The sequence below is a fragment of the Flavobacterium sp. T50_26 genome (genome assembly GCF_057652995.1).
This window is the reverse complement of sequence record NZ_JBYFCC010000008.1, coordinates 24,093-45,126: the sequence shown is the minus strand read 5'-3', so window position 1 is coordinate 45,126 and position 21,034 is coordinate 24,093. Positions and strand designations below refer to the sequence as shown.

Genomic DNA, 21,034 nt, shown 5'->3' with positions numbered 1-21,034 from the left:
GTTGATGAAAAAAGCCACGGATTCACAATTGAATTTGCGAATCCGTGGCTTTTATTTTTATAAAATTATCCTACTAAGTTGATGATTTTTCCTGGAACAATAATCACTTTATTTGGTGTTCTTCCTTGCAATTGAGCTTGGGTTCGTTCGTCTGCCATTACAATTTCTTCAATTTGAGCAGCGGTTAAATCCAATGGTAATTTGATTGTAAAACGCATTTTTCCATTGAAGGAAACCGGATATTCTTTTTCGGATTCTACTAAATATTTCTCTTCAAAAACAGGAAATACCACGGTTGAAACTGAACCTTCGTGACCCAATTGACTCCATAATTCCTCGGCAATATGCGGAGCATACGGCGAAACTAAAATAGCTAATGGTTCTAAAATTTTTCTGTGATTGCATTTTAGTTGAGCCAATTCATTCACACAAATCATAAATTGAGAAACAGAAGTGTTGAACGAGAAATTCTCGATATCCTCTGTTACTTTTTTGATGGTTTTATGTAAGGACTTGTACATTTCAGCCGTTGGTTCATCGTTAGTGACAATCAAACCGTTATCATCAAAATACAATCGCCATAATTTTTTCAGGAAACCTGAAACTCCTGTAATTCCGGCTGTATTCCAAGGTTTTGCTTGTTCTAACGGACCGAGAAACATTTCGTATAAACGTAAGGTGTCGGCTCCGTATTGGTTACAAATATCGTCTGGGTTAACGACGTTGTATTTGGATTTGGACATTTTTTCGACTTCGCGACGAACAAGAAATTTATCGTTATTGTCCTTTATAAATATTCCAGTTTTATATTCCGAATATAATGGATGTTTAATGAATGCATCAATATCTAATTCATTAGTCAAATCATTAATCACTAACAAATCAACATGAATAACTTGAGTCATTATTTCATCTATTTTTTTCCCATTAACTTCATCAATTATTCTACCATCTTCAAACTCTAAATAGCATCCTCCTTCCGCAAAGGTTTTCAAAGTTGGCTCATAATTAGAAGATACAAAAAGATATGTTTCTCCATCTAAATTTATATTATAGCGACGAACAAACGCACTCATCCCCAAAATCATCCCCTGATTAATCAACTTTTTGAATGGTTCTTCGGGTGTGATGAATCCGCGGTCTTTTAGAAATTTATTCCAAAAACGAGAATACAATAAATGGCCGGTGGCGTGTTCGCTACCACCAATATATAAGTCTACATTTTCCCAATAGTTCAAGGCATCTTGGCTGGCAAATTCGTTTTCGTTATGTGCATCCATATAACGCATCCAATACCACGAAGAACCTGCCCAACCCGGCATGGTGTTCAATTCTAAAGGAAACACTTTCACATTATCAATCAACTGATTACTAACCACTGAACACTGAACACTGTCCCAAGCCCAATGCGTAGCATTTCCTAACGGTGGTTGACCGTCTTCGGTTGGTAAATATTTTTCTACTTCCGGTAAAATAATAGGAAGATGTTTCGCATCAATCATTTGTGGTAAACCATTGACGTAGTAAACGGGAAACGGTTCGCCCCAATAACGTTGTCTTGAGAAAACCGCATCACGCAAACGGTAATTGGTTTTCCCTTTTCCTTGACCAATTTGTTCTAAGGCTTCGATGGCTTTTTTGGTAGCTTCTTTATAGCCTAGACCATTTAAAAAATCAGAATTGACTAACTCAAAACCACTTTTTTCTGCAAAAGCGGCTTCGGAAATATCTTGGTTGAAAATGTTTTTAATTTCGGGCATTCCTTCTTTTCCTTTGAAGAAATTAGCGAATGCATAATCACGTTCATCGCCACACGGAACGGCCATTACAGCTCCTGTTCCATAACCGGCCAACACATAATCGCCAATCCAAACCGGAATGGGTTCTTTGGTAAACGGATGCTCGGCATACGCTCCTGTGAAAACACCTGAAATGGTTTTTACATCAGCCATACGCTCTCTTTCGGAGCGTTTTGATGTTGCTTCTACGTAAGCTTGCACTGATGCTTTTTGTTCAGAAGTTGTGATTTGCGAAACTAAATCGTGCTCGGGTGCGAGGGTCATAAAGGTTACTCCGAAGATGGTGTCGGGTCTTGTCGTAAACACATCAACTTGAAACTTGACTCGAGACGAAGTCGAACAGAGCGAAGCTAAACCTGAAACCTGAAACTTCACAGTTGCCCCAACACTCTTCCCAATCCAATTACGTTGACTTTCCTTAATGCTTTCGCTCCAATCGATGGTTTCTAAACCTTGCAATAAACGTTCAGCATACGCAGAAATTCGCATACTCCATTGCGTCATTTTTTTGCGAATTACGGGATGACCTCCACGTTCGGAAACGCCATTGACAATTTCGTCATTGGCTAAAACGGTTCCTAAAGCGGGACACCAATTTACTTCGGTTTCGGCTAAATAGGTTAAGCGATATTTTAATAAAATTTCTTGTTGCTTTTCAGATGAAAATGCATTCCATTCAGCTGCTGAAAAAATTTCTATGTTGTCATCACAAACGATATCCACATTGGCATTTCCTTCTGCTTTAAACACTTTTACCAATTCTGAAATTGGAAATGCTTGATCGGAATGTTTACAATAATACGAATCAAACAATTGAATAAAAATCCATTGCGTCCATTTGTAATAATCCGAATTTGATGTGCGTACTTCTCTACTCCAATCGAACGAAAAACCGATTTTATCCAATTGCTCACGATAACGAGCGATATTTTCTTTGGTTGTTTTTTCGGGATGTTGTCCGGTTTGAATGGCATATTGTTCCGCCGGAAGTCCGAATGAATCATATCCTTGCGGATGCAAGACATTAAAACCTTTGTGTCTTTTATAACGAGCCACGATGTCTGAAGCAATATATCCCAGCGGATGACCTACGTGTAAACCTGCTCCGGATGGATACGGAAACATATCCAACACATAATATTTTGGTTTTTCGGAATTATTTTCTGCGGCAAAGGTTTGGTTTTTAGCCCAATATTCTTGCCATTTGGCTTCGATTTTTTCGTGGAAGTATTTCATTTTTTTGAGATGCTGAGTTTCTGAGACGCTAAGTTGCTGAGTTTTTTTAATTTTAAACGGCAAATTTACGTTTATTGTACTAAACTCAAAACTTTCAACGTTATAAACTGTGGTTTAACCAATTTCTTTTTTAATTTTACGGCTTAAATTAATTTCTATGGCATCATCTTACGAAAGGTATCAAAAAAGACGACTTATTTCTTCCTATTTTTCTGTAGTATTAAGTGTATTTTTAGTGCTTTTTTTATTGGGAATTCTTGGGTTTTTTGTGATAAATTCCAAAAAATTATCGGATGATTTTAAAGAAGAAATTCCAATGTCTGTCTATTTCAAAGATGCTGCCAACGATAGTGTGCTTAAAAATTTTGAAGCAAAATTAAAAGCCTCGGCTTATGTAAAAACAGACACATTTGTATCAAAAGAAACGGCGGCTTCAAAGCATAAAGATATTATTGGTGAGGATTTTATGCAGTTTTTAGGATTTAATCCGTTGCAGAATTCCTTTGATATTCATCTAAAAGCAGATTATGTTGTAGCCGATAGCATCAAAAATATCGAACAAGAATTCAAGGAAAATAAAATGATTTCTGATATTGTTTACGACAAACATCTAGTTGATTTAGTGAATGATAACATTAAAAAAATCACGTTTTGGATGTTAGTCGTAACCGGATTTTTAGCATTTATTGCTGTTTTATTGATTAACAGTTCAATGCGATTATCCATTTATTCCAATCGATTTATTATCAAAACGATGCAAATGGTGGGTGCAACCAAATCATTTATTAGAAAACCTTTCATCATACGAAGTATCACTTTGGGAATAATTGGTGCATTATTGGCGATTGTTGCCATTGTTGGTGTGCTTTTTTACATCGATTCTAATTTTCCAAAACTTGGTATTTTAGAAGATAAAGCGATGATAGGTGCTGTATTACTTGGCGTTTTGGTTTTAGGAGTTTTAATTTCTTGGTTCAGTACTTTCTTTGCTACGCAAAAATTCTTAAACCTAAGAACAGACGATTTATATTAATTTTTTATTTGAAAAAATGAGCAGTAAAAACGAACAAAAACAAGAATTTATCTTTGAGAAAGTCAATTATAAAATCCTTTTAATCGGAATTGGAATAATCGTCTTAGGATTTATTTTAATGAGTGGCGGCGGTAGTGATGACCCAAAAATCTTTAGCGAAGCTATTTTTGATTTTAGAAGAATTCGTTTAGCTCCAACTGTTGTGTTGGCCGGATTTGGTGTGGTGATTTATGCTATTATGAAAAATCCTAAGAAAGGATAAAAGAATATTCGATTTTTAGATTATTCGAAATAATAATTAAAATCTGAAAATCTTACATTCTAACAATCCAGCAATCCAATAATCTAATTTTCCAACATGAGTACACTCCAAGCCATTATCCTTGCTATTATTGAAGGTATTACCGAATTTCTTCCTGTATCTTCCACTGGACACATGATTATTGCGTCTTCCTTTTTTGGAATTGCTCAGGACGATTTTACCAAATTATTTACTATAGTTATTCAGTTAGGAACGATACTTTCGGTGATTGTTCTCTATTTCAAACGATTTTTCCAATCCATTGATTTTTATTTTAAATTATTGGTTGCTTTTATACCGGCTGTTTTTTTTGGATTACTATTAAGCGATTTCATTGACGGATTACTTGAAAACCCAATTACAGTTGCTGTTTCTTTAATCATCGGTGGATTTTTATTATTGAAAGTAGATGATTGGTTTGGTAATTCCGAAGGAACAGAAATTTCCTATTCCACCGCTTTCAAAATTGGACTATTTCAATGTTTAGCCATGATTCCGGGAGTTTCCAGAAGTGGAGCCAGCATCGTAGGCGGTATGACTCAAAAATTATCAAGAACTACTGCAGCAGAATTTTCATTCTTCTTAGCCATTCCAACCATGTTAGGTGCAACGCTAAAAAAATCATACGATTATTACAAAGCAGGTTTTGAACTTTCTCAAGATCAATTCAATTTATTGATTATTGGAAATGTGGTTGGTTTTATTGTTGCATTAATTGCCATCAAATCGTTTATAGGATTTTTAACCAAACACGGATTTAAAATTTTTGGATATTATAGAATTATAGCCGGAGTTGCTATTTTACTGATTCATTTCTTTGTTCAAAAACTAACCGTAATCTAAAAATGACAGCGGAAGAAATTTTAGAAGGACAAGTCATTTTAGTTGATAAACCTTTAACGTGGTCCTCTTTTCAAGCGGTTAATAAGTTGAAATATGCTTTGAAACGCGAATTAGGTCTTCCCAAAAAATTCAAAATTGGTCACGCCGGAACGCTAGATCCTTTAGCCACCGGATTATTGATTATTTGCACAGGAAAATTCACCAAACGAATCACAGAAATTCAAGGTCAACCTAAAGAATATACCGGAACTTTTAAACTTGGTGCTACTACTCCATCCTATGATTTGGAAACTGAAATTGATGAAAATTTTTCAATAAATCATATTAACGAAACATTAATTAATCAAATCTTACCTCAATTTTTAGGTGAAATTGATCAAAAACCACCTGTTTTTTCAGCCATTAAAAAAGACGGAATTCGAATGTATGAACACGCTCGTGCCGGTGTAGAAATGGAAATGGAAAGCAGAAAAACCACCATTCACGAATTTGAAATTACACGAATTGATTTACCCGAAGTTGACTTTAGAGTGGTTTGCAGCAAAGGAACCTACATTCGTTCATTAGCAAATGATTTTGGAAAAGCTCTTGAATCCGGTGCTCATTTGACGGTTTTACGACGAACAAAAATTGGTGATTATTCTGTTGAAAATGCTGTTTCTCCGGATGATTTTGAATCAAATTTATTGAAAAAATAAAAGGCATTTATTTTTTTCTTATCTTTACTATTCAATTCATAGCCATGAAAACATCAAAAGATAAATCTAAAAACTTAGCAACTCCAGGCAAACCTATGTCGCAGGATGAATTTGTTTCGCTTATTAAAGAAGCGGAGGAAGGAATTTTTTTGACAGAAAAAGAATTTGATAAAAAATTCGAAGAATGGAGATTGAAAAGAAAAAAGTAATTAGGTCAACTTTTTACTTAAATGATATTCAAGATGTTTTTGAATATGGAGAAGCCATTTTTGGAGAAAAAGCGGCTCTATACTTTTATGACGATTTGAAGCAAATGGTTCGAAACCTCGGAACCCAATACCTTCTTCATCCCGAATGTCGTCATCTTGAAACCAAAACCAAAATTTACAGAAATATCATTTTAGGTTCTTATTTAATTATCTACCGAATTAGAGCCAATAAAATTGAAGTGTTAAGAGCTTTTCATGGAAGTCGTTCGCCAAAAATCATCAAACAAGTTAGAAAAATCAAAACATGATTCGCAATTTATTCTCCTCTATTTTTCTTCTTGTTTCTTTTATAATTTTTGGACAATCTTCCAAATTAAAAACCGGCGATTTACTTTTTCAAAAGATGAATTGTGGCGATTTATGCGAAGCCATTCACGCTGTAACCGAAGGATATGACGGCAATGATTTTAGTCATTTGGGATTGGTTTTAATTGAAAATGATTCTGTTTTTATTATCGAAGCAGCCGGAAATGCCGTTCGAAAAGTGACGTTGGAACAGTTTTCAAAAAACACACAAACCACTATGTTTATTGGAAGAGTAAAATCGAAATATAAAAAATTAATTCCGCAAGTTATTTCGTTTTCTAAACAACAAATCGGAATTCCGTATGACGATGATTATTTATATGATAACGGAAAATATTATTGTTCTGAATTAATTTATGATGCTTTTTTAAATGCTTACGGCGAACCTTTTTTCGAATTACAACCGATGACATTCAAACAACCTAAAACGAATGAATTTTTTCCTGCTTGGGTTGATTATTATCAAAACCTAAAAATAGAAATCCCGGAAGGAGAACTGGGTTGTAATCCGGGTGGAATTTCTACTTCTGATAAAATTAAAATTGTTGGAAAGTTAAACTAATTGCTTTTCATATTTTTCAACTAAAGCCATAATTTCAGTTTGAGTGCTCAGACCTTTATCGTGCAAATACCATTTTTGAAGTTCCGTTTTCGCAGTTTCATCCACAATTCCAAATTGAGCTTTATAGTCTAAAATTAGGTTTCTTGCACCTTCCGGTCTTGGACCCCAATCGCTTAAAACGGTTAAAGTTTCTGCATCCAAAATCAATAATTTTGGAATGGCTTTTCCACCATTCGTCAAAAACTGATTCATTAACGCTTCATTTTCGTCACGAAAAACAATTCGTAAATCAATTTTTTCTGAAAGTTCAGCCATTTTGTTGATGATGGGCAACAATTGAGCCGCATCGCCACACCAACCTTCTGAAATGACTATCCATAAATAATTGGCTCGTAAATTACTTAAACCTAATTTAACTTCATCAGAAATCTGAATAGTTTTATCTAAGCGATTCATTCGAACTTCGTTCAATTCACTATACTTTGTCAAATCTTCCGATTGTTCATTTCCGGTTGATTTTCCTTCTTTCAATAAATTGGTAACTTGTTTACGGTAATCTAAATAAGTTACACTTCTTGCTAAACTGCTTTTAATAATATCTTGCATAAATTGATAATTTATGGCACAAAAGTAAAGATTATTTTGCTTTTACTTTGTAACGCTTGTAACAGTTCACAATAAAAATGTATTTTTGGTTGCGATATGGAATTCAAGTCAAAAAATATAGGTTTAGTACTTTCGGGTGGCGGTTCAAAAGGATTAGCACATGCCGGAGTTCTTCAATTTTTGGAAGAACAAAACATTAAACCTACACAGATAGCAGGAAGTAGTGCGGGTTCAATCGTAGCCGCTTTGTATGCATTTGGAAAATCTCCGAAAGAAATTTTATCCTTTTTTCAATCCATTTACTTTTTTCATTGGAAACATTTTACCTTTTCCAAAGCTGGAATTATTGATAGTTTATCTTTTAAAAAATATTTTACGGATGTTTTTGGTGATGCAACCATTGGCGAATTAAAAATTCCTATTCATGTTACAGCAACCGACATGGTGAAAGGGAAAATTAAAATTTTTGACAGAGATACTTCCATTGTGGATGCTATTTTGGCTTCCAGTGCTTTTCCCGGAATTATTTCGCCTTATGTAATTGATGATAATTGGTATAGCGATGGTGGAATTCTGAACCACTTTCCAACCGATATTTTACAAGGCAGATGCGATATTATTATTGGTGTTTACGTTAGTCCGATTCAAAAAATTGAAGCGAAAGATTTAAATTCTATTAAAGCAGTAACATCGCGAGCTTTTGATTTATTAACGGCAAACACAACCATGCAAAAATTTACTTTATGTGATTGGGTTATTGAACCCGAAGAATTATCAAAATACGGAACATTCGAAACCAACAAAATTAAAATGGAAATAATTTTTAATCATGGTTACGAAGCAGCCAAAAAATCATTTCCTGATTTTCAATCCCATATTGACAATAGGTAAACTACTCCGATTTTTTATATTGATAAAATCAATAATTCTTTATATTTGCACCACAAAAAACATCTTATGAAATACAAAAGAATACTTCTAAAACTAAGTGGAGAAGCGTTAATGGGCGACCGTCAGTATGGAATTGACCCAAAAAGACTGGCAGAATATGCTCAAGAAATTAAACAAATTCACAATCAAGGAGTAGAAATTGCCATCGTTATTGGTGGTGGAAATATTTTTAGAGGTGTTGCCGGAGCCAGCAATGGAATGGATAGAGTGCAAGGCGATTATATGGGCATGCTTGCCACGGTAATCAACGGAATGGCATTGCAAGGAGCCTTAGAAGAAGCCGGAATGTTAACTCGTTTGCAAACCGCTTTAAAAATCGAAGCGATTGCAGAGCCTTATATCAAAAGAAGAGCTGTTCGCCATTTAGAAAAAGGTAGAATTGTAATTTTTGGTGCAGGAACAGGAAATCCGTATTTTACAACGGATACAGCAGCTGTTTTAAGAGGTGTTGAAGTGGGTGCCGATGTAATTTTAAAAGGAACTCGCGTAGATGGTGTATATAATGCCGATCCGGAAAAACACAAAGATGCCGTAAAATTTGATTATATTTCATTTGAGGATGTGTTGAGCAAAGGGTTAAATGTGATGGATACCACCGCATTTACGTTAAGTCAAGAAAATAAATTACCAATTATCGTATTTGATATGAACAAACCGGGGAATTTATTGAAAGTTTGCAATGGCGAAACCATCGGAACTACCGTTACCATTTAATTTGGCTTTATTTTTGAATAATAGAATACGATTAAAAACATACTATCATGACAGAAGAAATAGATTTTATCATTGATACCGCAAAAGAACACATGGATGGTTCGATTGCTCATTTGGAAAAAGAATTTTTAAATATTAGAGCCGGAAAAGCAACACCACAAATGCTAGGTGGAGTTTTTGTTGATTATTATGGTTCGCAAACACCGCTTTCGCAAGTGGCAAATATCAACGTTCCCGATGCAAGAACGATCACGGTTACACCGTGGGAAAAAGGAATGTTGCATCCGATTGAAAAAGCTATTATGATTGCCAATTTAGGTTTTAACCCAATGAATAATGGCGATAATATCATCATTTCTGTACCACCATTAACGGAAGAACGCAGAAGAGATTTGGTTAAACAAGCCAAATCCGAAGCAGAAGATGCCAAAATCGGAATTAGAAATGCTCGTAAAGATGCCAATACCGACATCAAAAAAGAGGAAAAAAACGGAACTTCGGAAGATATTTGTAAATCTGCCGAAGAAAGCATTCAAAAACTAACCGATGCATACATTAAAAAAATTGATGATATTCTAGCAGTCAAAGAAGCCGAAATCATGAAAGTATAAATTGAAATCCACTTGAAAGAGTGGATTTTTTGTTTTAATAAATTACATTTGTGATTCGCATTTTTATAACACATGAAATACCTCGCTTTTCTATTTCTTTTTTGCTCATTTTGTGTTCAGGCACAATTTAGAGTGACGGGAATTATTAAAGAAGAGACCACTAAAACTCCTTTGCCTTTTGCCACGATTCAATCTTCATCCGGCAGAACAACGATTGCAGATGTGACAGGAAAATTTGAATTTATCAGTTCATCAGCAGGTGAAAAAATGGTTATTTCTTACCTAAATTATATCAGCAAAGAGTTTGTTATTGAAAAAACCAGCCATTTTTCAGTCTTTTTAGAATCTAAACCAAAATTTTCTGAATCAGAATTAAGTCAAAAACAAGAGCAATCAAAAATATTTCTAAATGCTGTTTATGCTTCAATTGAGCAAAATAATCCCAAACAAGCACTTTCAACCTTTCAATACAAAGGCTACAATAAAATTGTTGTAACTGCTCATCCTGATTCAATCAAAGGAAAAATTGATACAATCAAAAAATCGAATAAAATTAAAATTGACTCAACCGATTTTAAGTTTAAAAAACTAGTTACAAAACAACATTTATTTGTTACCGAAAAGGTTTCGTTGTTTCAATATAGCGATTCTAAATTCAAGGAAACTGTTTTAGCTTCACAAATGTCGGGATTCAAAAATCCGATTTATGAAGTGATTGGTTTTAACCTTCAATCCTATTCTGTTTATGAACCTCGCTATGAATTATTAGAAACAAAGTATATAAATCCGATTTCAAAACAAGGTCTTCGCGATTATGATTTTGAATTATTAGATACGATTTCGCTTTCTAACCGAAAAACCGTTTTGGTCTATTTTAAAAACAAAAAAAGAATCAATAAAAAAGGAATGGAAGGACTACTTTTTATTGATCAAGAAAATTTCGCTGTGGCCAAAGCCATTATGCGTGTGCGAGGAATTATCGATTTAACAGCAATTCATGAATATGAATTTTTATTAAATGAAAAAATTTGGTTTCCAAACACCTATGAATTAAAAATCATCAAAGGAAAAAATGATGATCCTATAAAAATTCTGGGAGGAACAATAGAATTTGAAGGAGAATATGACGAATTAGGAAAAAAACGTGAAAAAGCGGCTTCTGATTTTTCCTTTATGCATTCCAAAACATTTTTTTATGATCGTGAAATAAATATTCCTCTAAGCATAGCCCGAAACTCTGTTGCGATAGAAATAGACGACGATGTTGCTAAAAAAGACACGACATTTTGGTTAAAAAACAGAAAAGATCGTTTTAGTAAAAGAGACCGAAACACATTTGCTGTGAAAGATAGTTTAGCCTTTTTTAAAGGAATAAATGCCAAGCTTTTTTTTGGCAGAAAAATTATAAACGGCTATGTTCCGGTAGGTTTTTTTGATTTTGATTTACGCTACTTAGTAAGCTACAATAACTACGAAGGCTTCCGTTTTGGTGTTGGCGGAACAACTAATGAGCGATTTTCTAAAGATTTTAAAATAGACGGATATGTTGCCTACGGTCTTAAAGATGAAAAAATAAAGTATCATTTGGGTGGATCTACTCGAGTTGGAAATTTTTCAAACACGTGGGCCGGAATTTCTTATACAGATGACATTCAGGAAATTGGTAGTACAAAGTTTAATATAGATAAAAGGGTTTTCAAAATTTATGATCCAAGACCAATTAACCTAAGCACTTTCTACCATCACAAAACTTGGAAAGGTTATGTGGAAACCAATTTTTTGCCCAAAACGGAAAGTATTTGGCAGTTGAATCATTCAAAAATTGAACCTTTGTTTAATTATGCGTTTTTTGATGGTGAAAATTTATACAATCGATACACGATGACCACCGCTTCAGTTTCAATTCAATGGAATCCGTTTAGCGATTACATGCATACTCCAACGGGGAAAATTGAAATTGAGAAAAGATTTCCTAAATTCACCTTTCAATTTACAGAATCATTACCTGATTTTTTTGGTAATGATTTTCAGTTTGGAAAAATTGATGCCCGAGCAGAATATGAAAAACAATTCATAAACGGACAAAAATCCGCAGTTTTAATTCAAGCAGGATATGCTTTTGGCGATGTACCGCTAACGCACTTATATAACAATTCCCCAAATAATTTAGATCGCGAAGCTTTACTGCAGCGTTTAACCGTGGCCGGAAAAAATAGTTTTGAAACCATGCGTTTTAACGAGTTTTTTTCAAGTCAATATGTAATGCTTCATTTTAAACATGGATTTAAAAGAGTAGAATTATTTAAAAAAGTAAAACCTTCCTTAGTTTTAGTGACTCGAATGGCTTGGGGAAATATGGAGAAACCCGAACAGCATGTAGGACTTAATTATAAAACCATTAACGAAGGTTACTTTGAATCCGGAATCGAGTTAAACCAAATTTTCAGCGGATTTGGATTGGCTGGATTTTATCGCTATGGGCCAAATCAATTGAGTCGATTTGAAGATAATATCGCAATTAAGTTAACTTTTGTACTCGATTTAGGTTTATAATAATAATTCGTTTTATTGATTTTTTCAAAGATTAAATTACAGTTAATACAATCTATTTAGTATTGATTTCACTACCTTTGCATCCGTTAAAATTATCGTATGGCTAAATGGTTTAGCGTAGGTTTTTGGGAATCAATTGCCCGAATTATCCTCAGAAACAGAATCACAATTCTTTCCATCGTTTTTCTATTGACCGTGTTTTTGGCATTTCAATGGAAACACATGCGTTTCACGTATACAGAAGCGAATCTTCTACCCGATCATCATGAAGTAAACGAACAATACAATCAATTTTTAGATAAGTTTGGCGAAGAAGGAAACTTAATTATCATTGGTGTTCAAGACTCAACTTTTTTTACTCCAAAACAGTTTACCGCTTGGAAAAATTTGATGACGAACTTAAAAAAGTCAAATGAAGTTGATTTGATAATTTCGGTTGATGATTTAAAGAAATTAAATAAAAACGAATCATTAGAAACGTTTGAATTGGTTGATTTTATTGATTCAACTAAAATAAAAAACGCAAAATATCTTCTTGAAAAACGCGAAGAACTTTTTGAACGTTTACCTTTTTATGAGCATTTATTGTTCAGCAAAAAAACCGGAACAATAAGAGCTGCGATTTATTTGGATAAGAAAATTGTAAACACAAGTGTTCGAAAAGATTTTGTTGTTGAAAATTTAATTCCACAAATAGAAGCTTTTGAAGAACAAACAAAAATCGATTTAAAAGTCTCCGGAATGCCTTATATCCGGACACTCAATTCGCAAAACATTGTGGATGAAATTGGCATTTTTATCGGAGCCGCACTTTTGGTAACGTCATTAATATTTTTCTTCTTTTTCCGAAGTTTCAGAGCAACATTCATCTCAATGTGTGTAGTTATTATTGGTGTAATGTGGGCTTTTGGAACGTTAGGCTTACTTGGATTTGAAATCACTGTTTTAACCGCAATTATTCCGCCATTAATCATCGTAATCGGAATTCCTAACTGTATTTTCTTAATCAATAAGTATCAACAGGAAGTCAAAAAACACGGAAATCAGGCCAAATCATTACAACGAGTAATTTCAAAAGTTGGAAATGCTACTTTGATGACCAATTTGACCACCGCTGCCGGTTTTGCCACTTTCATTGTAACTGATAGTGAGTTATTAACAGAATTTGGAATTATTGCTTCCATCAATATTGTTTTGTTGTTTATTTTGTGTTTGTTAGTCATTCCAATTATCTACAGTTTTATGCCTTTGCCAAAGGACAAACATTTGGAACACCTTGACAAAACGTATACCAAAACATTTGTAAATTGGGTTGAAAGAACTGTAAAAAACAAAAGTATTTCCATTTATATCACCTCCCTTATTCTTCTTGTTGTAAGTATCATTGGAATTTATCAAATGAAAATTTCAGGAAGTTTGATCGAAGACATGCCTAAAAAAACAGGGTTTTTCAAAGATATTTTATTCTTTGAAAAAGAATTTGATGGTGTCATGCCTTTGGAAATTATGATTGACACCAAACGAAAAAAAGGTGTAATGAAACTTTCCACTTTGCGAAAAATGGAAGAAGTGCAAGAAATCATCAGTGAGATACCGGAACTTTCTCAACCGATGTCGATTGTTAATGTGGTTAAATATTCGAAACAAGCCTACTACAACGGAAATCCCGATTATTATGAATTACCAACCGCACAAGAACAAGGTTTTATTTTAAGTTATGCCAAAAATGCAACCCAAAACAGTAAAGAAAATTTCATGAAAAGTTATGTTGATTCCACAGGTCAATATGCCAGAATCACAACTTTTATGAAAGACATCGGCACTGATAAAATGGAAAAAATTGAAGAAAAATTGTGGGATAAAATCAATAAAGTTTTTCCATCAGATCGATATACGGTTACTATGACCGGAAAAGCATTGGTATTTCAAAAAGGAACAAATTATTTGGTAGACAATTTAGTAATGTCGCTTTTGTTTGCCATTTTTCTCATTTCGCTTTTTATGGCCTATTTGTTTCGTTCGTTCAAAATGGTGCTTATTTCCTTAATTCCAAACTTATTACCTTTGCTCATTACTGCTGGATTGATGGGGTATTTGGGAGTTCCCATAAAACCATCAACCATATTAGTGTTTAGCATTGCTTTCGGAATTTCGGTTGATGACACGATTCACTTCTTAGCCAAATACCGTCAGGAATTACAAGCAAACAACTGGAAAATCAGAAAATCAGTGTTCAATGCATTGCGAGAAACCGGTGTCAGTATGTTTTACACTTCCATCGTTTTATTCTTCGGGTTTTCAGTATTTATGATATCCAGCTTTGGCGGAACCGTTGCTTTGGGCGGATTAGTTTCGGCCACTTTGCTTTTTGCCATGTTATCAAATTTATTGCTTTTACCGGCATTATTATTATCTTTAGAAAAAACCATTGCCAATCAAGAAGAATTTCTTCAACCAACCATTGATATTTTGGTGGAAGAAGACGAAAAAGAAACTGAACCTAAATCCTAGTCAAAAAAATTATAATCTAGTATATTTGCATAGTAAACTTAAAACAAAATGAAGAAGCACACGAAAGTTAACGAATTACTAACAGCCACACCTATTTTAACCGAAGTAACCGTAAAAGGCTGGGTTAGAACCTTTAGAAACAATCAATTTATTGCCTTAAATGATGGTTCTACCATTAATAATATCCAATGTGTTGTTGATTTTGAAAACACACCGGAAGAAACCTTAAAAAGAATTACCACCGGGGCTGCTGTTTCGTTAACCGGAACATTAGCAGAAAGCAAAGGTGCTGGTCAAAAAGTAGAAGTTCAAGTTTCAAAAATTGAAATTTTAGGTGATTCGGATGCAGAAAAATATCCGATGCAACCAAAAAAACATTCGTTAGAAGTTTTAAGAAAAAATGCTCATTTGCGTGTGCGAACCAATGCCTTTGGAGCGATTATGCGAGTGCGATCAACGCTTTCGTTTGCTGTTCATCAGTATTTTCAAGAAAAAGGTTTTTTCTATGTCAACACACCTATTATAACCGGTTCAGATGCTGAAGGTGCTGGTGAAATGTTTAAAGTAACTGCACTTCCATTCGACAACACCCCAAGAACAGAAGAAGGAAAAATAAATTATAAAGAAGATTTTTTTGGTAAAGAAACCAATCTAACTGTTTCGGGACAATTGGAAGCCGAAACCTATGCAATGGCTTTGGGCCAAGTTTATACATTTGGACCAACATTTAGAGCGGAAAATTCAAATACATCTCGCCATTTAGCCGAATTTTGGATGATTGAGCCCGAAGTGGCGTTTAATGAATTGGCGGATAACATGGACTTAGCCGAAGATTTTATTAAATATGTTATCAAATATACCGTTGATAAACATGAAGATGATTTGAAGTTTTTGGAACAACGTTTGTTAGACGAAGAAAAAAACAAACCACAAGCTGAACGAAGCGAAATGAGTTTGTTAGAAAAATTAAATTTTGTTTTAGAAAATAATTTCAAACGTGTTACTTACACAGAAGCGATTGATATTTTAAGAAATTCAAAACCAAATAAGAATAAAAAATTTCAATATTTAATTGAAGAATGGGGTGCCGATTTGCAAAGTGAGCACGAACGTTTCTTAGTTGAAAAACACTTTAAATGTCCGGTAATTTTATATGATTATCCGGCAAAAATTAAAGCATTTTATATGCGTTTGAATGACAATACGGAGCCAGGAAAAGAAACCGTTCGAGCAATGGATATCTTGTTCCCTGGAATTGGTGAAATTGTTGGTGGTTCGCAAAGAGAAGAACGTCATGATGTTTTGGTTGAAAAAATGAAAGCATTAGGAATTGATGAAGAAGAATTATGGTGGTATTTGGATACGCGTCGTTTTGGAACGGCTGTTCACTCCGGTTTCGGTTTAGGATTTGAACGATTAGTTCTTTTTGTAACCGGAATGACTAATATTCGTGATGTAATTCCGTTCCCGAGAACACCGCAGAATGCTGAGTTCTAAATTTGTTTCAAGTTTAAAGTTTCAAGTTGTTGTACCTTCAGCAACTTGAAACTTGAAACCTTAAACTTTTAAACAAAAAGATTTTTATTATTTGCCACGAAGAAAAGAAGTCACGAAGATTATGATTACTGACGAAGAAGAAAGAATTGCAAAAATTATTGTTAATTCAGCCTATCAAGTTCATAAAAAACTTGGTCCGGGTTTATTAGAAAAAATTTATGAAGCTTGTTTAGCTTATGAATTAGAAAAAGCAGGATTGAAAGTCAAAAGACAAATTGATTTGCCAATTATTTATGATGAATTATATTTTGATGAAGGTTTACGCCTTGATTTATATGTTGAAGAGTCCATCATCATTGAAATAAAAGCAGTTGATATTGTTAATCCTATTTGGAAAGCTCAATTGATAAGTCATTTAAAATTAACACAAAATCAATTAGGCTTTTTAATTAATTTTAATGTTCCTTTGATAAAAGACGGTATTAAAAGATATATTTACACAAAGAATCACTAAATTATTATAGTTACAATGAGCTTTGTGCCTTCAAAAAAATCAAAGAAAAATACTTTGTGACTTTGTGGCAAAAATTTCAGAGTTAAGTAGTAAAAGAATATAAAAATGTTAAAACAAAATCTACAATTCAAATTATCTCAAAAATTATCTCCTCAACAAATTCAGTTGATGAAGTTAATTCAATTGCCAACGCAGGCTTTTGAACAACGATTGAAAGAGGAAATGAATGAAAATCCGGCATTGGAAGGCGGAAAAGAGGAAGATGAATATGAAGATGAATTTGAAAAAGAAGAATTCGACGATTACGAAGAAGATGAATACGATCGAATTGATGCAGAAGACATTAACATAGATGAGTACCTGAGTGACGACGAAACTCCCGAATATAAACTCCAAGCCAATAATTACAGTGATGATGACGAAGATCGTGAAACGCCTTTTGCTGCACCGGTCACTTTTCATCAGGATTTGATAAATCAATTAAACACCTTTATTCTCTCCGAAGAAGATAGAGAAATTGCAGAATTTTTAGTGGGAAGCATTGACGACATGGGCTATATCCGTCGATCAGTAGCCGATATTGTTGATGATTTAGCATTTACGCAAGGTATTTACACCGATGAACAAGCTGTAGAACGTATTCTACATATCGTTCACGAATTAGAACCATCCGGAGTTGGTGCTCGCGATTTGCAAGAATGTTTGTTGTTGCAACTCAAACACAAAACGCCATCAGAATCAGTTGATTTGGCAATTGATATCATCGAAAATCAGTTTGAACAATTTACAAAAAAACATTACGATAAACTTCTTCATAAATATGGTGTTTCGCAAGATCAGCTTAAAAAAGCAATCGAAGAAATTGAAAAGCTAAACCCAAAACCGGGTGGAGCTTTTACAGGAAACAATAAAATGATTGAACATGTTGTTCCCGATTTTACCATTCGAATTGTGGAAGGCGAACTTGAACTTTTGTTAAACGGAAGAAATGCACCGGAGCTTCATGTGTCGAAGGATTATCAAGATATGTTGCGAACGTATAAAGATTCTCGCGACAAATCGAATGCACAAAAAGATGCAGTACAGTTTATCAAACAAAAATTAGATTCGGCAAAATGGTTTATCGATGCTATTAGACAACGTCAGGAGACTTTGTTTGTCACGATGAATGCCATTATGCACTATCAGCAGGAATACTTTTTAGAAGGTGATGAAACCAAACTCCGTCCGATGATTTTAAAAGACATTGCGGATATGATTGGATTGGATATTTCCACCGTTTCCAGAGTTGCCAATAGTAAATATGTGGAAACTCCTTATGGAACCAAACTCATCAAAGAATTCTTTTCAGAATCGATGAAAAATGATCAAGGTGAAGATGTTTCAACGTTGGAAATTAAAAAAATTCTTCAAAATGTAATTGAAGAAGAAGATAAACAGAAACCTCTTCCGGACGATCAATTGGCGGAAATTTTAAAAGAAAAAGGTTACCCAATCGCCCGAAGAACTGTTGCCAAATACCGTGAACAATTGGATATTCCTGTTGCTCGTATGCGGAAAAAAATGTAATTATTTGAAAAACATTCTCCCCATATTTTCCTATCTTTTTCATCCGCTTTTTATATCGGTTTATGCGGCAGCTTTCTTTTTTATTTTGTTTTGGGATTTTTTTGTACTGCAGGAAATCTATCTTTATATGATTCAGATTGTAATTATTACAGTGTTGATTCCAATTTCATTATTTTATCTGCTATTATCGCTGGGAAAAGTTGATTCGATAATGATTGCACAATTATCGCAAAGAAAAATTCCTTTGACAATAAATTGTATTTTGTTATTGATTCTAACGCAAAAAAGCATCACAATTGACAGAATCCCGGAACTTTACTTTTTCTTTTTTGGTGCATTTTGGAGTACAATTTTAGCAATTATATTTTTGATTCTAAAAGTAAAAGCAAGTTTGCACATGCTTGGAATTGCCGCTTTAACGTTTTTTATAATTGCATTAAGTTCAAGAGTAGAGCTACCCTTACTTTATACTGTCGCTACTTTTATCACACTCAATGGATTTGTGGCTTCCTCAAGGCTGCAAATGAAAGCTCACACAATGTTTGAATTATTTGTAGGATTCTTTTGTGGAGCAATTCCGCAGTTTTGTTTGTGGTACTTTTGGTTATAGAATATAAAATTGTAAACCTAAATTCAACGTACTTAACTCCATTGGTCTTCCATCAAATTTTGCTTCAGATTTAAAGATGGTATTAAAACCGTAATAGGCATAAAAATTCCACGTATTATAACCTGTAGCTAAATAAACGCCATACTGAAAAGCGTTGAATTGTTTATTGTTATTAATTTTAATATCACCAGAGTCTGAAATAAAGCGGGAATTATTAAAAATCATATAACTCAACTTAAACCCTGAATAGAGTCTGAAAAACTTATGGCTATCCGGTGTAGATGTTCGCCAACGCACTTCAATAGGAAGATCTACATTGACAAACGAAAATTGATTTTTTCTAAATGAAACATCCGACTCTATCACCGTGTAACTGAAACCTTCATCGGTGTTAGAAATAAGCAAATTTTGATTATATGCTTGATAAGCTAACCCTAACCCGGCAGCCACAGCAAACGTTCTATTTTTATTTATTGGCATATCACGAAGAAAACCCAAGTGCAAACCAGTGGAGAATCCATCTTGTGAAACGCCTCTTGGTTTGTTTTGTAATACATTATAAGCAAACCCAAAATAGAATTGGTCTTCTCTGTACAATGAATCTATCTTCTTTTCATAATATAAAGTGTCTTGTGCCAACATGCCACACGAAAAGAAAAACATAAAAAGACTTAATTTCATAAAAGCTTATTTGTGAATATAAAATTACAAAAAAAGCCACGCATTTGCGTGGCTTCTGTATTTAAAATTTTATAAATTAATTTGTTACCTTACCTTGATTGGTAGTATAATTAATTTTTAATGCTTCAACTTTTCTTAATTCTTGTTTGATTTCGCCAACAAGACCCATTTTAACTTCTTTATCCACTTTAAGTGAAGTGGTTAAAACTTTTTCTAATGCAGGATCTCTTGCAGCTCTTTCGGCAAAAACAAAATTTTTAATATCTGTTACATCAGAAAGACGATCATTTAATTGAATACGAGCACCTTCACCATATTGTCTGCGATATTTTTCATGCGGTTTTCCGGCAAAGATAAACATTACACGATCTTTCTTTTCCAATTTTGTAACTTGATCGGCTTTAGGCAAAGCATTTTGAATCATTAAGTCACTATCTTTCATCACAGTTGATACCATGAAAAAGAACAACAACATAAACACAATATCTGGTAATGATGCTGTGGAGATTGCGGGAACTCCATCTTGTTTTTTCTTTTTAAATCTAGACATATTTCTAAAATTTAATTTCGTTTAGGTTCTGCCTCAGATAATTTTTGAGGATATAAAGCTTGAATATCTTTGACTAAAGGCTCAATTCTTAAACGTTGAGCTTCTTTTGTTTTAGGATCATCAAACATTGCTTCAAGTTCTCGGAAAGTTTTTCCGTATCTAACCATGGCTTCTCTATCTCTCAAAAAATAGTAAGCGGCTACTAGCTCATTTTGAACCGATATATATGCTTCATAAGAAGTTTCTGCATCGTTTTGCAGTGAAATAACAGCCTTGTCAGGATTGTCTGAAGAAGTGATGTCTTTTGATCCTTTACAATAGTTACATGAACCATCGCCTCCATTGTCAAGAAAATCAATTGCAGCTTGTCTCAAATCAGCTAAATCCATTGGTTTATCATCTACCAAAAGTTGATCATTTTTATTAATCAAAACGGTAAAAATATTCTTCTCTTTTATCTCTGGCGGATCTACAACATCTTCAATTGGTGGCAACTTTCGGTTAATCCCCTGATCTGTTTGTATGGTTGTGGTAACCAAGAAAAAGATCAAAAGCAAGAAAGCAATATCCGCCATAGAACCTGCATTCACCTCTGGTGGTGCACTTCTTTTTCTGCCCAT

At 33.9% G+C, this 21,034-nt stretch carries 21 protein-coding genes; 16 read left to right on the top strand and 5 right to left on the bottom strand.

The window, feature by feature from the left end:
• Positions 1–65: 65 nt before the first annotated feature.
• The gene (locus AC23MC_RS06290) at positions 66–3,035 is read right to left on the bottom strand and encodes a leucine--tRNA ligase (RefSeq protein WP_487567598.1); all 2,970 of its coding nucleotides are present in this window, start codon (positions 3,033–3,035) and stop codon (positions 66–68) included.
• Positions 3,036–3,192: 157 nt separating this feature from the next.
• Here AC23MC_RS06290 and AC23MC_RS06285 point away from each other — a divergent pair, with 157 nt between their 5' ends.
• From AC23MC_RS06285 to AC23MC_RS06255, 7 genes are all read left to right on the top strand, one after another.
• Complete coding sequence (locus tag AC23MC_RS06285; RefSeq protein ID WP_487567599.1) at positions 3,193–4,068, top strand: cell division protein FtsX; 876 nt, start codon at positions 3,193–3,195, stop codon at positions 4,066–4,068.
• Positions 4,069–4,084: 16 nt separating this feature from the next.
• On the top strand, positions 4,085–4,330 hold the full coding sequence (locus tag AC23MC_RS06280; protein WP_487567600.1) for a DUF3098 domain-containing protein: 246 nt from the start codon (positions 4,085–4,087) through the stop codon (positions 4,328–4,330).
• A 96-nt stretch (positions 4,331–4,426) separates the two neighbouring features.
• Positions 4,427–5,212, top strand: a complete 786-nt coding sequence (locus tag AC23MC_RS06275) for an undecaprenyl-diphosphate phosphatase (RefSeq protein ID WP_487567601.1) — start codon at positions 4,427–4,429, stop codon at positions 5,210–5,212.
• Positions 5,213–5,214: 2 nt separating this feature from the next.
• A complete protein-coding gene (gene truB, locus AC23MC_RS06270) occupies positions 5,215–5,910 on the top strand; it encodes a tRNA pseudouridine(55) synthase TruB (protein ID WP_487567602.1) in 696 nt (231 codons plus the stop codon).
• Positions 5,911–5,954: 44 nt separating this feature from the next.
• Positions 5,955–6,119, top strand: a complete 165-nt coding sequence (locus AC23MC_RS06265; RefSeq protein WP_248432489.1) for a hypothetical protein — start codon at positions 5,955–5,957, stop codon at positions 6,117–6,119.
• A complete protein-coding gene (locus AC23MC_RS06260; RefSeq protein ID WP_487567603.1) occupies positions 6,095–6,427 on the top strand; it encodes a type II toxin-antitoxin system RelE/ParE family toxin in 333 nt (110 codons plus the stop codon). Before AC23MC_RS06265 ends, AC23MC_RS06260 begins: the two co-directional genes overlap by 25 nt.
• Positions 6,424–7,047 (top strand): YiiX/YebB-like N1pC/P60 family cysteine hydrolase, encoded by a 624-nt coding sequence (locus AC23MC_RS06255; RefSeq protein WP_487567604.1) that lies wholly within the window; start codon positions 6,424–6,426, stop codon positions 7,045–7,047. Before AC23MC_RS06260 ends, AC23MC_RS06255 begins: the two co-directional genes overlap by 4 nt.
• Here AC23MC_RS06255 and AC23MC_RS06250 read toward each other — a convergent pair.
• Entirely contained in the window at positions 7,039–7,653 is a 615-nt protein-coding gene (locus AC23MC_RS06250; protein ID WP_487567605.1) for a thioredoxin family protein, read from the bottom strand. The two genes, AC23MC_RS06255 and AC23MC_RS06250, sit on opposite strands and share 9 nt — an antisense overlap.
• Positions 7,654–7,749: 96 nt before the next feature.
• On the opposite strand from AC23MC_RS06250, the gene AC23MC_RS06245 reads away from it, so the two are divergent.
• The 9 genes from AC23MC_RS06245 (at position 7,750) to AC23MC_RS06205 (ending at position 19,183) form a co-directional block, all read left to right on the top strand.
• Positions 7,750–8,544, top strand: coding sequence for a patatin-like phospholipase family protein (locus tag AC23MC_RS06245; RefSeq protein WP_487567606.1), 795 nt, complete (start codon positions 7,750–7,752; stop codon positions 8,542–8,544).
• A gap of 66 nt (positions 8,545–8,610) precedes the next feature.
• Positions 8,611–9,318 carry a UMP kinase gene (pyrH, locus tag AC23MC_RS06240; RefSeq protein WP_291091733.1) on the top strand — a complete coding sequence of 236 codons (708 nt, stop codon included), beginning with the start codon at positions 8,611–8,613 and terminating at the stop codon, positions 9,316–9,318.
• Positions 9,319–9,365: 47 nt separating this feature from the next.
• The gene (gene frr, locus AC23MC_RS06235; protein ID WP_291091731.1) at positions 9,366–9,929 is read left to right on the top strand and encodes a ribosome recycling factor; all 564 of its coding nucleotides are present in this window, start codon (positions 9,366–9,368) and stop codon (positions 9,927–9,929) included.
• A 72-nt stretch (positions 9,930–10,001) separates the two neighbouring features.
• Complete coding sequence (locus AC23MC_RS06230; RefSeq protein WP_487567607.1) at positions 10,002–12,482, top strand: DUF5686 family protein; 2,481 nt, start codon at positions 10,002–10,004, stop codon at positions 12,480–12,482.
• Between the two features lie 99 nt (positions 12,483–12,581).
• On the top strand, positions 12,582–14,993 hold the full coding sequence (locus tag AC23MC_RS06225; RefSeq protein ID WP_487567608.1) for an efflux RND transporter permease subunit: 2,412 nt from the start codon (positions 12,582–12,584) through the stop codon (positions 14,991–14,993).
• 48 nt (positions 14,994–15,041) lie between these two features.
• Entirely contained in the window at positions 15,042–16,490 is a 1,449-nt protein-coding gene (asnS, locus tag AC23MC_RS06220) for an asparagine--tRNA ligase (protein WP_487567609.1), read from the top strand.
• A 91-nt stretch (positions 16,491–16,581) separates the two neighbouring features.
• Positions 16,582–17,004: a GxxExxY protein gene (locus tag AC23MC_RS06215; RefSeq protein ID WP_487567610.1), complete on the top strand. Its 423-nt coding sequence runs from the start codon at positions 16,582–16,584 to the stop codon at positions 17,002–17,004.
• Between the two features lie 105 nt (positions 17,005–17,109).
• Entirely contained in the window at positions 17,110–18,573 is a 1,464-nt protein-coding gene (gene rpoN, locus AC23MC_RS06210; RefSeq protein ID WP_487567611.1) for an RNA polymerase factor sigma-54, read from the top strand.
• A gap of 4 nt (positions 18,574–18,577) precedes the next feature.
• Positions 18,578–19,183 (top strand): hypothetical protein, encoded by a 606-nt coding sequence (locus AC23MC_RS06205; protein WP_487567612.1) that lies wholly within the window; start codon positions 18,578–18,580, stop codon positions 19,181–19,183.
• On the opposite strand, the gene AC23MC_RS06200 is transcribed toward AC23MC_RS06205, so the two are convergent.
• From AC23MC_RS06200 to AC23MC_RS06190, 3 genes are all read right to left on the bottom strand, one after another.
• Positions 19,178–19,864: a porin family protein gene (locus AC23MC_RS06200; protein WP_487567613.1), complete on the bottom strand. Its 687-nt coding sequence runs from the start codon at positions 19,862–19,864 to the stop codon at positions 19,178–19,180. The two genes, AC23MC_RS06205 and AC23MC_RS06200, sit on opposite strands and share 6 nt — an antisense overlap.
• Before the next feature lie 76 nt (positions 19,865–19,940).
• Positions 19,941–20,414 carry an ExbD/TolR family protein gene (locus AC23MC_RS06195; RefSeq protein WP_487567614.1) on the bottom strand — a complete coding sequence of 158 codons (474 nt, stop codon included), beginning with the start codon at positions 20,412–20,414 and terminating at the stop codon, positions 19,941–19,943.
• Between the two features lie 11 nt (positions 20,415–20,425).
• Entirely contained in the window at positions 20,426–21,034 is a 609-nt protein-coding gene (locus AC23MC_RS06190; protein WP_487567615.1) for an ExbD/TolR family protein, read from the bottom strand.

What these genes read in the sequence shown, in the direction of transcription:
- AC23MC_RS06285 (WP_487567599.1), top strand. Translation starts at nt 3,193, where the DNA reads ATGGCATCATCTTACGAAAGGTATCAAAAAAGACGACTTATTTCTTCC.
- asnS (WP_487567609.1), top strand. Translation starts at nt 15,042, where the DNA reads ATGAAGAAGCACACGAAAGTTAACGAATTACTAACAGCCACACCTATT.
- AC23MC_RS06260 (WP_487567603.1), top strand. Translation starts at nt 6,095, where the DNA reads ATGGAGATTGAAAAGAAAAAAGTAATTAGGTCAACTTTTTACTTAAAT.
- AC23MC_RS06200 (WP_487567613.1), bottom strand. Translation starts at nt 19,864, where the DNA reads ATGAAATTAAGTCTTTTTATGTTTTTCTTTTCGTGTGGCATGTTGGCA.
- AC23MC_RS06250 (WP_487567605.1), bottom strand. Translation starts at nt 7,653, where the DNA reads ATGCAAGATATTATTAAAAGCAGTTTAGCAAGAAGTGTAACTTATTTA.
- AC23MC_RS06190 (WP_487567615.1), bottom strand. Translation starts at nt 21,034, where the DNA reads ATGGGCAGAAAAAGAAGTGCACCACCAGAGGTGAATGCAGGTTCTATG.
- AC23MC_RS06245 (WP_487567606.1), top strand. Translation starts at nt 7,750, where the DNA reads ATGGAATTCAAGTCAAAAAATATAGGTTTAGTACTTTCGGGTGGCGGT.
- AC23MC_RS06290 (WP_487567598.1), bottom strand. Translation starts at nt 3,035, where the DNA reads ATGAAATACTTCCACGAAAAAATCGAAGCCAAATGGCAAGAATATTGG.
- AC23MC_RS06265 (WP_248432489.1), top strand. Translation starts at nt 5,955, where the DNA reads ATGAAAACATCAAAAGATAAATCTAAAAACTTAGCAACTCCAGGCAAA.
- AC23MC_RS06225 (WP_487567608.1), top strand. Translation starts at nt 12,582, where the DNA reads ATGGCTAAATGGTTTAGCGTAGGTTTTTGGGAATCAATTGCCCGAATT.
- frr (WP_291091731.1), top strand. Translation starts at nt 9,366, where the DNA reads ATGACAGAAGAAATAGATTTTATCATTGATACCGCAAAAGAACACATG.
- AC23MC_RS06275 (WP_487567601.1), top strand. Translation starts at nt 4,427, where the DNA reads ATGAGTACACTCCAAGCCATTATCCTTGCTATTATTGAAGGTATTACC.
- AC23MC_RS06195 (WP_487567614.1), bottom strand. Translation starts at nt 20,414, where the DNA reads ATGTCTAGATTTAAAAAGAAAAAACAAGATGGAGTTCCCGCAATCTCC.
- truB (WP_487567602.1), top strand. Translation starts at nt 5,215, where the DNA reads ATGACAGCGGAAGAAATTTTAGAAGGACAAGTCATTTTAGTTGATAAA.
- AC23MC_RS06230 (WP_487567607.1), top strand. Translation starts at nt 10,002, where the DNA reads ATGAAATACCTCGCTTTTCTATTTCTTTTTTGCTCATTTTGTGTTCAG.
- pyrH (WP_291091733.1), top strand. Translation starts at nt 8,611, where the DNA reads ATGAAATACAAAAGAATACTTCTAAAACTAAGTGGAGAAGCGTTAATG.
- rpoN (WP_487567611.1), top strand. Translation starts at nt 17,110, where the DNA reads ATGTTAAAACAAAATCTACAATTCAAATTATCTCAAAAATTATCTCCT.
- AC23MC_RS06280 (WP_487567600.1), top strand. Translation starts at nt 4,085, where the DNA reads ATGAGCAGTAAAAACGAACAAAAACAAGAATTTATCTTTGAGAAAGTC.
- AC23MC_RS06255 (WP_487567604.1), top strand. Translation starts at nt 6,424, where the DNA reads ATGATTCGCAATTTATTCTCCTCTATTTTTCTTCTTGTTTCTTTTATA.